Here is a 12,575-nt window from a genome sequence, read left to right as displayed (position 1 = left end):
CCCGTCTCACGGTTGCGGGGGAGTGGGCAGGCCCAGCTCCTGGGCCAGGATCGCGGCCTGCACCCGGCTGCGCAGGTGCAGCTTCGCCAGGATCCGGCTCACGTGGGTCTTGGTGGTGCTCTCCGCCAGCACCAGCCGGTCGGCGATCTGCTGATTGGACAGGCCCAGGCCGAGGCAGGCCAGCACGTCACGCTCGCGCGGGGTGAGTGTGCCCAGCGCGGCCCGGGTGTCCGCCGACGCGCCCGGCGCGGTGGCCGCGAAGGCGGTGATCAACCGGCGGGTCACCGCGGGGGCGATGAACCCGTCGCCGCGCGCCACCGTCCGCACGGCGGTCACCAGGCCATCGGCGTCGGTGTCCTTCAGCAGGAACCCGGCCGCGCCGGCACGCAACGCGCCGAAGACGTACTCGTCGAGGTCGAAGGTGGTGAGCACCAGCACGTCGGCGAGCCCTTCGGTGACGATCGCCCGGGTCGCGGAGATCCCGTCCCGGTGGGGCATCCGTACGTCCAGCACCGCCACGTCCGGGCGCAACTCCCGACACAGCCGCACCGCCTCGTCGCCGTCGGCCGCCTCGCCAACCACCTCGAGGCCCGGCGAGCCGCGCAGGATCAGGGCCAGACCGGCCCGTACCGCGGGCTGGTCGTCCGCGAGCACCACTCGTACGCTCGCGTCGCCCGGCGAGCGCACCGGCCCGGTCATCCGCCCTCCCCGGTGGGCAGCACGGCGCGGACCCGCCAGCGGCCGTCACGCGGCCCGGCGGTGAACTGGCCGGCCAGCAGCGTGGCCCGCTCCCGCATCCCGATCAGCCCCGCCCCGGCACCCGGCAGCCCTGCCCCGCCCCGGCGTACGCGATTCTCCACCGTCACCACCACCTCCGCCGGCCCGTACGCGATCGTCACCTTTGCCTCACCCGTGCCGTGCTTGAGCGCGTTGGTCAGCGACTCCTGCACGATCCGGTACGCGGCGAGGTCCACCCCCACCGGCAGCGGGCCCGGCGTGCCATCGGTGCGGAGCCGCACCGCGAGGCCGGCGGCCCGGAGCCGCTCGACCAACCCGTCCGCCTCGGCGAGCCGCGCGATGACCGCCTCTGGCAGCGCCGGACCGTCACCCTCCGGGGCCGACCGGCCGCTGGTCCCCGGCTCGCGCAGCACTTCGATCATCTGACGCATCTCCGCCAGGCCCTGCACGCTGCTTTCCCGGATCACCCGCAACGCCGACTCGACCTGGCCGCGATCGAGCCCGGGTACGGACAGCACGGCCGTGGCGTGGATGGCGACCGCGCTGAGGTGGTTGGCGACCACGTCGTGCAGCTCCCGGGCCATCCGGGCGCGTTCGGCGCTGACCGCCTGCCGGCGGTCCAGCTCGACCAGCCGGGCGGTCTGCTCAGCCCGGTCCCGCTCGGCGGCGGCCTGGTCGCGGTACTGCCGCACGCTGATCCCGGTCAGGACCGGCACCAGCCCGGCGAGCACCACCGGCACCCCGACGGCGACCCCGCGCCACTGGTCGAAGACGAGCACGCCGACCACCGCGCCGACCAGGCTCAACCCGATGGTCACCCGCAGCAGCCACGGCCACAGCCGGGGCGGGCCGTACACGCAGGCGTCGTAGAGCACCTGTGTGTAGATCAGGATCGTTCCCAGGGAGCCGCCGAGCGCGGTGTCCACGACCAGCGCCACGGTGCCGACGGCCAGGCTGGTGCGCGGGGCGACGCGGCGCAGGCCCACGGCCACGCACATCGTCAGCAGTGGCGGCAGGAACAGGGCCTGCGGCACGTCCGGGTGTGGACGGATCTGCGGTTGCCAACCGAGGGCGTACAGCACCAGGCCGCCGGCCAGCGACGCGCCGGCCAGCGCGAGGTCCCGGCCGCGGGTGCCGGAGCCGAGCCACGGTGGCGGTCGCATGCCCCCGATCCCACCACAGCCGTCGACCGTCGGACTCCGCCCCCGGGAGGACCCCGCCGGACCCGGCATGCGCCGAAAGGGGTACGCCGACCGCCCGCCGAACCGGCAAGAATGATCATCATGACTCCCACCGAGACCATGGCCACGCTCGCCCGCGAGATCGACACCACCTGCCGGCTGACCGGCACGTTCGTGCTCCGCTCCGGCCGGACCGCCGACGAGTACTTCGACAAGTACCGCTTCGAGGCGGATCCCCGCCTGCTGGACCGGGTGGCCGCCCAGCTGGCGCCCCTGGTGCCGACGGACACCGAGGTGCTGGCCGGGCTCGAGATGGGCGGGATCCCGGTGGTGACCGCGCTGGGCCGGCACACCGGGCTGCCCTGCGCCTTCGTGCGCAAGACCGCCAAGCCGTACGGGACGGCCCGGCTGGCCGAGGGGGCAGAGTTGGCCGGGCGGCGGGTGCTGGTGGTCGAGGACGTGGTCACCTCCGGCGGCCAGGTGGTCATCTCCACCGGCCAGCTACGCGAACTGGGTGCCCGGGTGGAGCACGCCCTCTGCGTCATCGACCGCGCCGAGGGCGGAACCGAGGCGCTCGCCGGTCACGGCGTGGCGCTGCGGGCGCTCTTCAGCCGGGCCGACCTGGAGGCTCACCGCACCCGCTGACCGCCGGTCTCCGCCCCGGCCGCGACCCTCGGGGTGAACGGCGCGAAAAGAAGCTGTTAACTGCGCAACTGGATCCCGCGCTCACCGTCGTCTTCGGGAACTGGCCGGTCCCGCCCCCAGGTACGCTGCGCGCGGCCCGTCGGTCCCGGCCAGTACGGTGACAGGGCACGTCCGGGGGGGACCGGCGGGTGAGGCGAGCGTGAGGAGACCGGGGATGGCGCACGGGGAGGCCGAGCACGGCTGCGCCCAGGGCGAGCCCTGCCGGCCGGGGCACCACGACCCGCAGGCGGCCGGCAAGCACCGCCGGCCGGTCGGCGGAGCGTCATCGCACCCGGTGGAGCCGCTCGTCGGCCGGGCCGACGACGAGACCACGCTCCCGCGCCAGCGCTCCGCAGAGCCCTCAGCCCTCGCCGAGCCCGACTCGGACGACCCGGCTGGTTGCCTCAGCGCACTTCCCGGCTGGGCCGGGGCGCATCGGCACGGCCCGGTCCGGCCGCGTCCACGGGCCACCCGCCGGGAGCGCCCACCGCGCCGTTGGTGCTGACCACCGCCGCCCGGTAGAGCCGTCCGTGCGGGCTGCCTGGCCGGCGCGGCTGATGCCCGTGGCCGACGCGGCGCAGGTCAGCGGGTGCGACGGGTCAGCGGGTGCGACGGGTCAGCGGTGCGACGGCGAATCAGCAGGGCGATCCCGGCGAGGCCGACCGTGATGGTCAGCATCACCCCGACGTTGAGCAGCAGCAGGTGCTGCAAGTCGCCGAGGGCCTCGTCGAGGTCCTTCGCGGGGTCGAGCGTGTCCTCCGGGAGCACCCGCTCGCCGCCGCCCACGCCGCCGCTGACCGTGTCGAACTGCCGCTCCAGCGGCGCACCGGCGGCGCGCAGGGTCTCCGACATGCTGAGTCGACCCAGGAACCACGCGGCGCTGGTCTTGCGGGCATCGGGCTGCTTCGCAGGCCGGAAGATCCGCGGGCCGCCGGCCGCCTTGGGATAGAGGTCGTACGTCTGCTTCGGCGTCTCCCCGGCGAGCACCACGACCGTGTACTTCGGACCGAGGTCGGCCGGCTTCGGGCCTTTCGGCATGCCGGTGCCAGTGAGGAAGTTGACCTGGTCGATGATCGCGCCCACCTGGGCAGGCTGCGTGTCCGCGCGCAACCGCAGCGGCGCGGTCAGACCCACGCCGGTGATGTCGACTCCGGAGGGTGCCGGCTTCGGCGCCGCCGATGCCGGGCCGGCGGTGCCGAGCGACAGTAGCGCCGTCGCCAGGGTGCCCGCCAACACGGTGGCCAACCGCCTCATCTGTCGGACCATCCCGCCTCCTCGCCCCGTTCGATGGATGGCTTCGTTGTGACGTCTGGACCGGTCCACCCGTGCGGCATCGACCTGACGGTCGGTCCACTCTTACAGACTCCGCAGAACGTCGATGAGTTGCAGCTTGTGGAACAGTAATTGGAACTATCTGCGATCTCTGCTCGACTAATGAGGAGCGGTTTGATCAGCGGGCGGATCGTACCCTTACGGAGGGGTTCATGGGGGGCAGGGTTACACGTACGGCGCGGGTTGTGCCAGTGGTGCTCGGCGTGGCGTTCGGTGTGTCGTTTTTGGCGCCTGCGACGCCGGCCGCCGCGCACAACTCACTGACCGGCAGCGATCCGCGCGACGGCGCCCGGGTGGCGAAGGCTCCCGCCCGGATCGAGCTGCGGTTCCTGGCCAAGCCGGCGCCGGCTACGACGAAGATCACAATATCGGGACCGGACAATGTGGTCGCCGGCGGCCCACCGGTCTTCGAGGGCAGCCGCGTGCGTGTGCCGTTCAAGCCGGCCGCGGCAGGGCTCTACATCGTCGCCTACCAGCTCGCGTCCTCCGACGGGCACCCGGTGAAGGGCGAGGTGCGGTTCACCCTCACCACCGGCACGGCCGCCGACCCGTCCGCGAGCCCGTCCGCCCTGCCGTCGGGCACCACCGCGACGCCGGGTGCTGCGGCTGGCTCCCGGTCGGCGGGGCCGGCCTCGGCGTCACCCGTCGCGGAGGGCACCAGCCCGACGGCGGTCGTGCCGCTGGCGCAGGAGCGCGCCGACTCCGGTCACCGCTGGTGGCTCTGGGCACTTGGCGCCCTGGTGCTGCTCGCGGCCCTGGTGAGCGGGCTCCTGCTGCGCCGCCGGGCCACCCGCGGCTGAGGTGCGGATGGCGGCGTCCGGCTGACGCCGCCACGCAGTCGTCGAGCGGGGCGGCGTCGGCCCGGCGGAGGCGTTCAGACCAGGCGGAGTCGGGCGGCGCGCATCCGGGTCAGGGTGCGCTCGCGACCGAGCACCTCCAGCGACTCGAACAGCGGCAGGCCCACGGTGCGGCCGGTGACCGCGACCCGTACCGGCGCCTGGGTCTTACCGAGCTTGAGACCACGCTCGGCGCCGACCGCCTCCAGCGTCGACTTCAGCGACTCGGCGTCCCAGGACTCCAGCGCGTCGAACGCCGCGATGGCGGCGTCCAGCAGCTCGGCGGAGCCGTCCTTCATCGTCTTGGCCCAGGCGGCCTCGTCGATCAGCGGCGAGGCCAGGAAGAGGAAGTCGACGTTCGGCACGATCTCGCTGAGCACCGTGATCCGGGTCTGGGCCAGCGGCGCCACGGCGGCGAACGCGTCGGCGTCGAACTCCTCGGGCTGCCACGGGGGCGGCGCGATGGTCCCGGTGCCGGTCAGCCACGGCTGGCAGGCGTCGATGAACTCGGCCACCGGCAGCGCGCGAATGTACTCGCCGTTGAACGAGCGCAGCTTCTTCTCATCGAAGAACGCCGAGGAGAGATTGACCTCGTCCAGCCGGAACTCGTCCTCGATCACCGACCAGGGAACGATCTCCCGGTCGCCGGAGGGAGCCCAGCCGAGCAGCATGAGGTAGTTGCGCATCGCGCCGGCGAGGTAACCCTCGTCGCGGTACGCCTCCAGGGCGACCTTGTCCCGGCGCTTGGAGAGCTTCTGCCGCTTCTCGTTGACCACCACCGGCACGTGCGCCCAGACCGGCGGCTTGACCCCGAGGGCTTCCCAGAGCAGCTGCTGCTTGGGGGTGTTGGGCAGGTGCTCCTCGGCCCGGATCACGTGGGTGATCCCCATGGTCATGTCGTCGACGACGTTGGCCAGCAGGAAGACCGGCGAACCGTCGCCCCGGGCGATGACGAAGTCCTCGATGAGCTTGTTCTCGAAGGTGGGCTCGCCGCGGATCAGGTCGACCACCACGGTCGTACCCTCGTCCGGCGTACGGAAGCGCAGCGCGTGCCCCGGTCCGGGGCCGAGGTCGCGGTCGCGGTGGTAGCCGTCGTAGCCCTGGTACTGCGAGCCGGTGCGGGCCTGCACGTCCTCGCGGGTGCAGTCGCAGTAGTAGGCGCGGCCCGACTCGTAGAGCCGGGCGGCGGCGGCCCGGTGCTCGCCGGCGTTCTGCGACTGGAAGTACGGGCCCTCGTAGCTGCCCCGGGAGATGCCGATCCAGTCCAGCGCGGAGAGGATGCCCTCGGTCCACTCGGGCTTGTTGCGCGCCGCGTCCGTGTCCTCGATGCGCAGCACGAACACCCCGCCCTGCTGCTTGGCGTAGATCCAGTTCTGCAGTGCCGAGCGGGCACCGCCGACGTGGAACATACCGGTCGGGGAGGGGGCGAAGCGCACACGTACCGTCACGTCCCCCAGCCTACGGGCGGCGGCCAGCGCATTGTCCGGCGGGCCGGTCAGGGAACTGAGCGGATCTTGACGACCAGGGCGCTGCCGATCAGGGTGACCACGGCGGTGACCGCGTAGAGCGTGGGGTAACCGCCCAGGTACACCACGAGCGGGGCGGAGAGCGCCGGGCCGAGCACCTGCGGCGCCGAGTTGGCGATGTTGATGACGCCGAGGTCCTTGGCCCGGTCGGTGGCCCGGGGCAGCACCTGGGTGATCAACGCGGCGTCCACCGAGAGGTAGACGCCGTAGCCGGCGCCGAGCAGCAGCGCGGCGACGATCGCCATGGGCCAGACCGGCGCGACCGCGAGCAGCAGCGCCGCCACCGCCATGATCAGCCCGGAGGCGATCACGTAGATCTTGCGGCGCCCGGAACGGTCCGACAGTCGGCCGGCGATCACCGCCGTCAGCATCATGCCGAGGGTGTAGAGCAGGATCAGCACCAGCAGACCAGCCTCGGGATCGGGGTGGCGCACCCCGTCGGTGAGGAAGTACAGCAGGTAGAGGGTGCCCAGCGCGTTGCCGAGCTGGACCAGGAACCGGGTGATCCAGGCCCAGGCGAAATCGGGGTGCCGGCGCGGGCTGATCCACATCGAGGCCAGCAGCGCCCGCGTCCGCAGCACCGGCCGATGCGTACGCGGCAGCGGTTCGTCGGGGGTGAACAGCGCGAACGGCAGCGACAGCAGCAGGATGGCCACGGCGATGGCCAGGTAGCCGGCGGCGTTGCCGGTGACCACGGCGGTGACCAGCACCGCGCCGAGCACCAGCCCGAGCGCCTGCGGGATGCCGACCCAACCCGACACACCGCCGCGCTGCGTCACCGGGACCCGGTCCGGGATCGCGGCGGTGAGGCTGGCCAGCATCGCGTTGAAGCAGACCTGTGCGGCGAGCCAGCCGAGGGCGACGCCGAGGATGGTCCGCTGCTGGGCCAGCAGCACCAGGGCCGCGGCGCCGAGCAGGGCACCGCCGGCGGTCCAGACGTGTCGGCGACCGAACTCCCGGCCGGCGACCCGCAGGCAGGTCCGGTCGGAGAGCGCGCCCGCGAGGGGGTTGGCGAGCACCGCGGCCAGCGCACCGAGGCCGGTGACCAGGGCCAGCATGTTCTCCTTGTTGCCGGGTGCGATCTGCTCGATCTGCTGCGGCAGCAGCACCTGGATGGGCGTGAAGAACGCCATCCAGACCCCGAGGTTCGCGGCGAAGATCAACCCGATCCAACCGCGCCGCACCGGCACGGTCGGCTCGGCGAGGGCGGCCGGCAGCGACGCCGGCGTCGGGTCGAGGGTGGTCACCGCGCCGACCCCTCCCGGGAGGCCGCGATCACGTCCCGCAGCCAGGTGTACGACGACTTCGGCGTACGGGCCTGGGTGGCGTAGTCGACGTGTACGAGGCCGAAGCGCTTGGTGAACCCCTCGGCCCACTCCCAGTTGTCCAGCAGCGACCAGATGAAGTACCCGCGCACGTCCACCCCGTCGTCGATGGCGGCCCGGACCGCCCGCAGATGCCCGTCGAGGTACGCGATCCGCTCCGGATCCGCCACCTGCCCGTCCGCGTCCGGTGCGTCGTCGTACGCGCAGCCGCTCTCGGTGATCTCGATGGGCGGCAGCGCGGCGCCGTACGTGTCGCGCAGCCAGCCGAGCAGCTCGTGCAGCCCGTCGGGGGCCACCGGCCAGTCGAAGGCCGTACGCGGGTAACCCTCCAGCGGGACGAGGTCGAACGGCAGTGGCGAGCCCTCCTCGGCGGCCCGTACGCCGGTGGGGTTGTAGTAGTTGACCCCGAGCACGTCGATCGGTGCGGCGATCGTTTCGAGGTCTCCGGGGTGGACGACGCTCGGGTCGAAGCCGGGCAGCTCCGGGTAGCCGCGGCCGAAGAGCGGGTCGGTGAAGAGGCGGTTGTGCAGCGCCTGGTACGCGGCACCGGCGGCCCGGTCGGCGTCGCGGTCACCGAGCACCCGCACCGGCGAGTAGTTGTTGGCGATCGCCACCGGGCTGGCGGTGCGGGTCCGCAGCGCGGCGACCGCGAGCCCGTGCCCGAGCAGTTGGTGGTGGGCGACCGGGAAGGCGTCGAAGAGCAGCATCCGGCCGGGGGCGTGCACGCCCATGCCGTAGCCGAGGCTCATGTGGATGAACGGCTCGTTGAGGGTGATCCAGAGCCGGACCCGGTCGCCGAGGCGGGTGGCGGTCGCCTCGGCGTACTCGGCGAAGCGGGCTGCGGTGTCGCGGTTCAGCCAGCCGCCGGCGTCTTCGAGGGGTTGGGGCAGGTCCCAGTGGTAGAGGGTGGCCACCGGGTCGACACCGGCGGCCAGCAACTCGTCCACCAGGCGGTCGTAGAAGTCCAGGCCGGCCGCGTTGGCCGGTCCGGTGCCGGTGGGCTGCACCCGGGGCCAGGCGATGGAGAACCGGTATCCGGAGACGCCCAACCCGGCCAGCAGCGCGACGTCCTCGGTGTGCCGGTGGTAGTGGTCGCAGGCCACCTCGCCGCTGCTGCCGTCGCTGATGCGGCCAGGGGAGTGCGCGAAGGTGTCCCAGATGGACGGACCGCGTCCGCCGGCCGTGGTGGCGCCCTCGATCTGATGGGCCGATGTGGAGACGCCCCAGCGGAAGCCGGTGGGGAACTGGGGCATCGGTGCGGTCGACATGCGCCCTCCCGGTCAACGTGAAACGTGCTCGGGACTTTAGGGCGCTCTCGATGAATGCGCCATAGGCCGGTATGGCGCAATCCGCAATGGTTGATCGGCGTGTCTTTTTCCGAACCCGTCCGGGTAAGTCCGATTTAGCGCATAGAGTGCCGATATCGTGGGATGTCCTCACCGGAGGAAAGACGGAAATGATCCTCGTGGAACGCAGTGCGCACGTGGCGGCGCCGATGGAAGTGGTCTGGGATGTCGTACAGCGGGCCGAGCAGTTGCCGGCCTGGCTGGCGGGGGTCCGCGCGGCCGAAGTGCTCTCAGGAGAGGGCTTCGGGCGGCGACAACTGGTCCAGGCGGGGCGCGGCTCGGCGCATGAGGCCGAGGTCATCGCCTATCAGGAGCCGACTCTGATCGGCTGGCGGGAACGGGCCAAGGGCGCCGGTGCTCGTGCGGAGGCGCGCACCGAGATCTACGTCCAGCTCACTCCCGACGAGGAGGAGGAGGGCGGGACCATCGTGCGGCTCATCGTGGTCCGCTGGCCGGCTGGCCCGGTCAAGGCGGCCCTGCTGCGCCTCGGGCTGCGTCGGGTCGGCGCCGACCTGGAAGACTCGCTGGCCCGGCTCACCGACCTGGCCGCCGTCGGCTGACCAGAGCCATCCTCCCGGCGTCACCCGCCCCGGCGGTGGCCCCGGTCCCCGCCAGGGACCCCGGACCGCCGCCGCCCCATCTCACCCGCCGTCCGCCCGGTCGATCGGGGAGTACGGGGCGAGGGTGCGGGTGCACCAAAAAGGGCCCGGCGCGGGTGCGCCGGGCCCTTCCTGGATGGTGCTGGATCAGCTGTCGCCACCGGTCTCGCCGACCGGGGCGGCGTTGACGTCGTCGATCGCGTACTTCTTGGCGGCCTCGGCCGGCACGGTGACCGCCACCGCGCCGCTGCGGGCCAACTGCCGCAGCGTGGCCACCACGATCGACTCGGCGTCGACGTGGAAGTGCCGGCGCAGCGCGTGCCGGGTGTCCGACATGCCGAAGCCGTCGGTGCCGAGCGACGTGTAGTCGCCGGGCACCCAACGGGCGATCAGATCCGGTACGGCCCGCATCCAGTCGCTGACCGCGACCTTCGGGCCGTCCGCGTCGGCCAGCTTCTGCTGGACGTACGGCGCCTTCGCCTCGGCGCCCGGGTTGAGCAGGTTGTACTCCTCGGCCTCCACCGCGTCGCGGCGCAGCTCGGTCCAGGAGGTCACCGACCAGACTTCGGCGGCCACCCCCCAGTCCGTGGCGAGCAGCTGCTGGGCCTTGAGCGCCCACTGCATACCGGTGCCGGAGGCGAGGACATTGGCCTTCGGGCCGTCGACCTGCGGTGCCGGCGAGTAGCGGTAGATGCCCTTGAGCAGGCCCTCCACGTCCACGTCGGCCGGCTCGGCCGGCTGCAGGGTCGGCTCGTTGTAGACCGTCAGGTAGTAGAAGACGTTCTCCTGCGCATCCCCGTACATCCGGTGCAGGCCCTGCTCCATGATGTGCGCGATCTCGAACGAGAACGCCGGGTCGTACGCGACCACCGCCGGGTTGGTGGCGGCGATCAGCAGCGAGTGGCCGTCCTCGTGCTGCAGGCCCTCACCGTTGAGCGTGGTCCGCCCCGCGGTGGCGCCGAGCAGGAAGCCCCGGGCCATCTGGTCGGCCGCCGCCCACAGCCCGTCGGCGGTCCGCTGGAACCCGAACATCGAGTAGAAGATGTACATCGGGATCATCGGCTCGTCGTGGGTGGCGTACGCCGAACCGGCCGCGGTGAACGAGGCGACCGAGCCGGCCTCGTTGATCCCCTCGTGCAGGATCTGCCCGGTGGTCGACTCCTTGTACGACAGGAACAGCTCCCGGTCGACCGAGGTGTAGCGCTGGCCGTGCGGCGAGTAGATCTTCGCGGTGGGGAAGATCGAGTCGAGACCGAAGGTGCGGGCCTCGTCTGGGATGATCGGCACCCAGCGCTTGCCGAACTCCTTGTCCTTCATCACGTCCTTGAGCAGGCGGACGAAGGCTTGCGTGGTGGCCACCTTCTGCTTGCCCGAGCCGCGCTTGACGTCGGCGAACCGCTCCGGACCGGGGATGGCCAGCCGCTTGGTGCTGGTCCGCCGGGACGGCAGGTAACCGCCGAGCTGCTCGCGCCGCTCCTTGAGGTACTGGATCTCCTCGGACTTCTCACCCGGGTTGTAGTACGGCGGCAGGTAGGGGTTCTCCTCCAGCGCCGAGTCCGGGATGTCCAGGTAGAGCCGGTCGCGGAAGGTCTTCAAGTCCTCCAGCGTCAGCTTCTTCATCTGGTGGGTCGCGTTGCGGCCCTCGAAGTGCGAGCCGAGCGTCCAGCCCTTGATCGTCTTCGCCAGGATGACGGTCGGCTGACCGGTGTGCTCGGTGGCCGCCTTGTAGGCCGCGTAGAGCTTGCGGTAGTCGTGCCCACCCCGCTTGAGGTTCCAGATCTCGTCGTCGCTGAGCGGGTCGACCATCTTGCGGGTACGCGCGTCGCGGCCGAAGAAGTGCTCCCGCACGTACGCGCCGGACTCCGCCTTGTAGGTCTGGTAGTCGCCGTCGGTCGTGGTGTTCATGAGGTTGACCAGCGCGCCGTCGGTGTCCGCGGCGAGCAGCGGGTCCCACTCGCGACCCCAGACGACCTTGATCACGTTCCAGCCGGCACCCCGGAAGAACGACTCCAGCTCCTGCATCACCTTGCCGTTGCCACGGACCGGACCGTCCAGCCGCTGGAGGTTGCAGTTGATCACGAAGGTGAGGTTGTCCAGCTCCTCGCGGGCGGCCAGGCCGATGGCGCCCAGCGTCTCCGGCTCGTCCATCTCACCGTCACCGAGGAACGCCCAGACGTGCTGCTGGGAGGTGTCCTTGATGCCGCGGTGCTGCAGGTAGCGGTTGAACCGGGCCTGGTAGATCGCGTTGAGCCCGCCCAGGCCCATCGAGACGGTGGGGAACTCCCAGAAGTCCGGCATCAGCCGCGGGTGCGGGTACGACGGCAACCCACCGCCGGGGTGCGACAGCTCCTGGCGGAACCCGTCGAGCTGGTGCTCGCTGAGCCGCCCCTCGAGGAACGCCCGCGCGTACATACCGGGGGAGGCGTGACCCTGGTAGAAAATGTGGTCGCCGCCGCCCGGGTGGTTCTTGCCCCGGAAGAAGTGGTTGAAGCCCACCTCGTAGAGCGACGCCGAACTGGCGAAGGTGGAGATGTGCCCGCCGACGCCGATCTCCGGGCGCTGCGCCCGGTGCACCAGCATGGCGGCGTTCCACCGGACGTACGCCCGGATCCGCCGCTCGACGTGCTCGTCACCAGGGAACCACGGTTCGCGTTCCGACGGGATCGTGTTGATGTAGTCGGTGGTGGTCAGGGGCGGAACCCCGACCTGGCGCTCACGGGCCCGCTCCAGCAGGCGCAGCATCACGTAGCGGGCGCGTTTGGCGCCGCGTTCGTCGATGACACCGTCGAGCGACTCAACCCATTCGCTGGTCTCTTCAGGGTCGATGTCCGGAAGCTGGCTCGGTAGGCCGTCGCTGATCACCGGGCGCTTGCGTTCCGTAGCCACAGGCGTTCCCTCGGTTGTGTGTGGGATAGGTCTCTAGCGCCATCCTGCCCCCTGGTGGCACCCGTCGTCACGTCTAGGGGCCCCGGACGCGACGCTGAACACAGGTACCCGTCGGTAACTTA

At 71.7% G+C, this 12,575-nt stretch carries 11 protein-coding genes; 4 read left to right on the top strand and 7 right to left on the bottom strand.

The window, feature by feature from the left end:
• Positions 1 to 6 precede the first annotated feature (6 nt).
• Both ABZS37_RS24785 and ABZS37_RS24780 read right to left on the bottom strand, forming a co-directional pair.
• On the bottom strand, positions 7 to 699 hold the full coding sequence (locus ABZS37_RS24785) for a response regulator transcription factor (protein ID WP_355172612.1): 693 nt from the start codon (positions 697 to 699) through the stop codon (positions 7 to 9).
• Positions 696 to 1,901, bottom strand: coding sequence for a histidine kinase (locus ABZS37_RS24780; RefSeq protein WP_355172610.1), 1,206 nt, complete (start codon positions 1,899 to 1,901; stop codon positions 696 to 698). Before ABZS37_RS24780 ends, ABZS37_RS24785 begins: the two co-directional genes overlap by 4 nt.
• A 120-nt stretch (positions 1,902 to 2,021) precedes the next feature.
• Here ABZS37_RS24780 and pyrE point away from each other — a divergent pair, with 120 nt between their 5' ends.
• Positions 2,022 to 2,564 carry an orotate phosphoribosyltransferase gene (gene pyrE, locus ABZS37_RS24775; RefSeq protein WP_355172608.1) on the top strand — a complete coding sequence of 181 codons (543 nt, stop codon included), beginning with the start codon at positions 2,022 to 2,024 and terminating at the stop codon, positions 2,562 to 2,564.
• Between the two features lie 214 nt (positions 2,565 to 2,778).
• Entirely contained in the window at positions 2,779 to 3,108 is a 330-nt protein-coding gene (locus ABZS37_RS24770; protein ID WP_355172606.1) for a hypothetical protein, read from the top strand.
• Positions 3,109 to 3,185: 77 nt separating this feature from the next.
• Here the strand turns inward: ABZS37_RS24770 and ABZS37_RS24765 are convergent, their stop codons facing one another.
• The gene (locus ABZS37_RS24765; protein ID WP_355172604.1) at positions 3,186 to 3,869 is read right to left on the bottom strand and encodes a hypothetical protein; all 684 of its coding nucleotides are present in this window, start codon (positions 3,867 to 3,869) and stop codon (positions 3,186 to 3,188) included.
• A gap of 269 nt (positions 3,870 to 4,138) precedes the next feature.
• On the opposite strand from ABZS37_RS24765, the gene ABZS37_RS24760 reads away from it, so the two are divergent.
• Entirely contained in the window at positions 4,139 to 4,735 is a 597-nt protein-coding gene (locus tag ABZS37_RS24760) for a copper resistance protein CopC (protein ID WP_355172602.1), read from the top strand.
• 74 nt (positions 4,736 to 4,809) lie between these two features.
• Here ABZS37_RS24760 and gltX read toward each other — a convergent pair whose 3' ends face one another.
• From gltX to ABZS37_RS24745, 3 genes are read right to left on the bottom strand one after another with little or no spacing between them, the layout of a single operon-like run.
• The gene (gene gltX / locus ABZS37_RS24755; protein ID WP_355172600.1) at positions 4,810 to 6,219 is read right to left on the bottom strand and encodes a glutamate--tRNA ligase; all 1,410 of its coding nucleotides are present in this window, start codon (positions 6,217 to 6,219) and stop codon (positions 4,810 to 4,812) included.
• Positions 6,220 to 6,266: 47 nt separating this feature from the next.
• Positions 6,267 to 7,544 (bottom strand): MFS transporter, encoded by a 1,278-nt coding sequence (locus ABZS37_RS24750; RefSeq protein WP_355172598.1) that lies wholly within the window; start codon positions 7,542 to 7,544, stop codon positions 6,267 to 6,269.
• Positions 7,541 to 8,890, bottom strand: coding sequence for a GH1 family beta-glucosidase (locus tag ABZS37_RS24745; RefSeq protein WP_355172596.1), 1,350 nt, complete (start codon positions 8,888 to 8,890; stop codon positions 7,541 to 7,543). Before ABZS37_RS24745 ends, ABZS37_RS24750 begins: the two co-directional genes overlap by 4 nt.
• Positions 8,891 to 9,078: 188 nt before the next feature.
• On the opposite strand from ABZS37_RS24745, the gene ABZS37_RS24740 reads away from it, so the two are divergent.
• The gene (locus tag ABZS37_RS24740) at positions 9,079 to 9,528 is read left to right on the top strand and encodes an SRPBCC domain-containing protein (RefSeq protein ID WP_354996851.1); all 450 of its coding nucleotides are present in this window, start codon (positions 9,079 to 9,081) and stop codon (positions 9,526 to 9,528) included.
• A 186-nt stretch (positions 9,529 to 9,714) separates the two neighbouring features.
• On the opposite strand, the gene aceE is transcribed toward ABZS37_RS24740, so the two are convergent.
• On the bottom strand, positions 9,715 to 12,453 hold the full coding sequence (aceE, locus tag ABZS37_RS24735; RefSeq protein WP_355172593.1) for a pyruvate dehydrogenase (acetyl-transferring), homodimeric type: 2,739 nt from the start codon (positions 12,451 to 12,453) through the stop codon (positions 9,715 to 9,717).
• Positions 12,454 to 12,575 lie beyond the last annotated feature (122 nt).

Origin of the sequence: Micromonospora sp. NPDC005413, from assembly GCF_040606435.1 — a bacterium.
Classification (GTDB): Bacteria; Actinomycetota; Actinomycetes; order Mycobacteriales; family Micromonosporaceae; genus Micromonospora.
The sequence above is the reverse complement of the archived record's forward strand: the minus strand, read 5'-3'. Positions and strand labels throughout refer to the sequence as shown.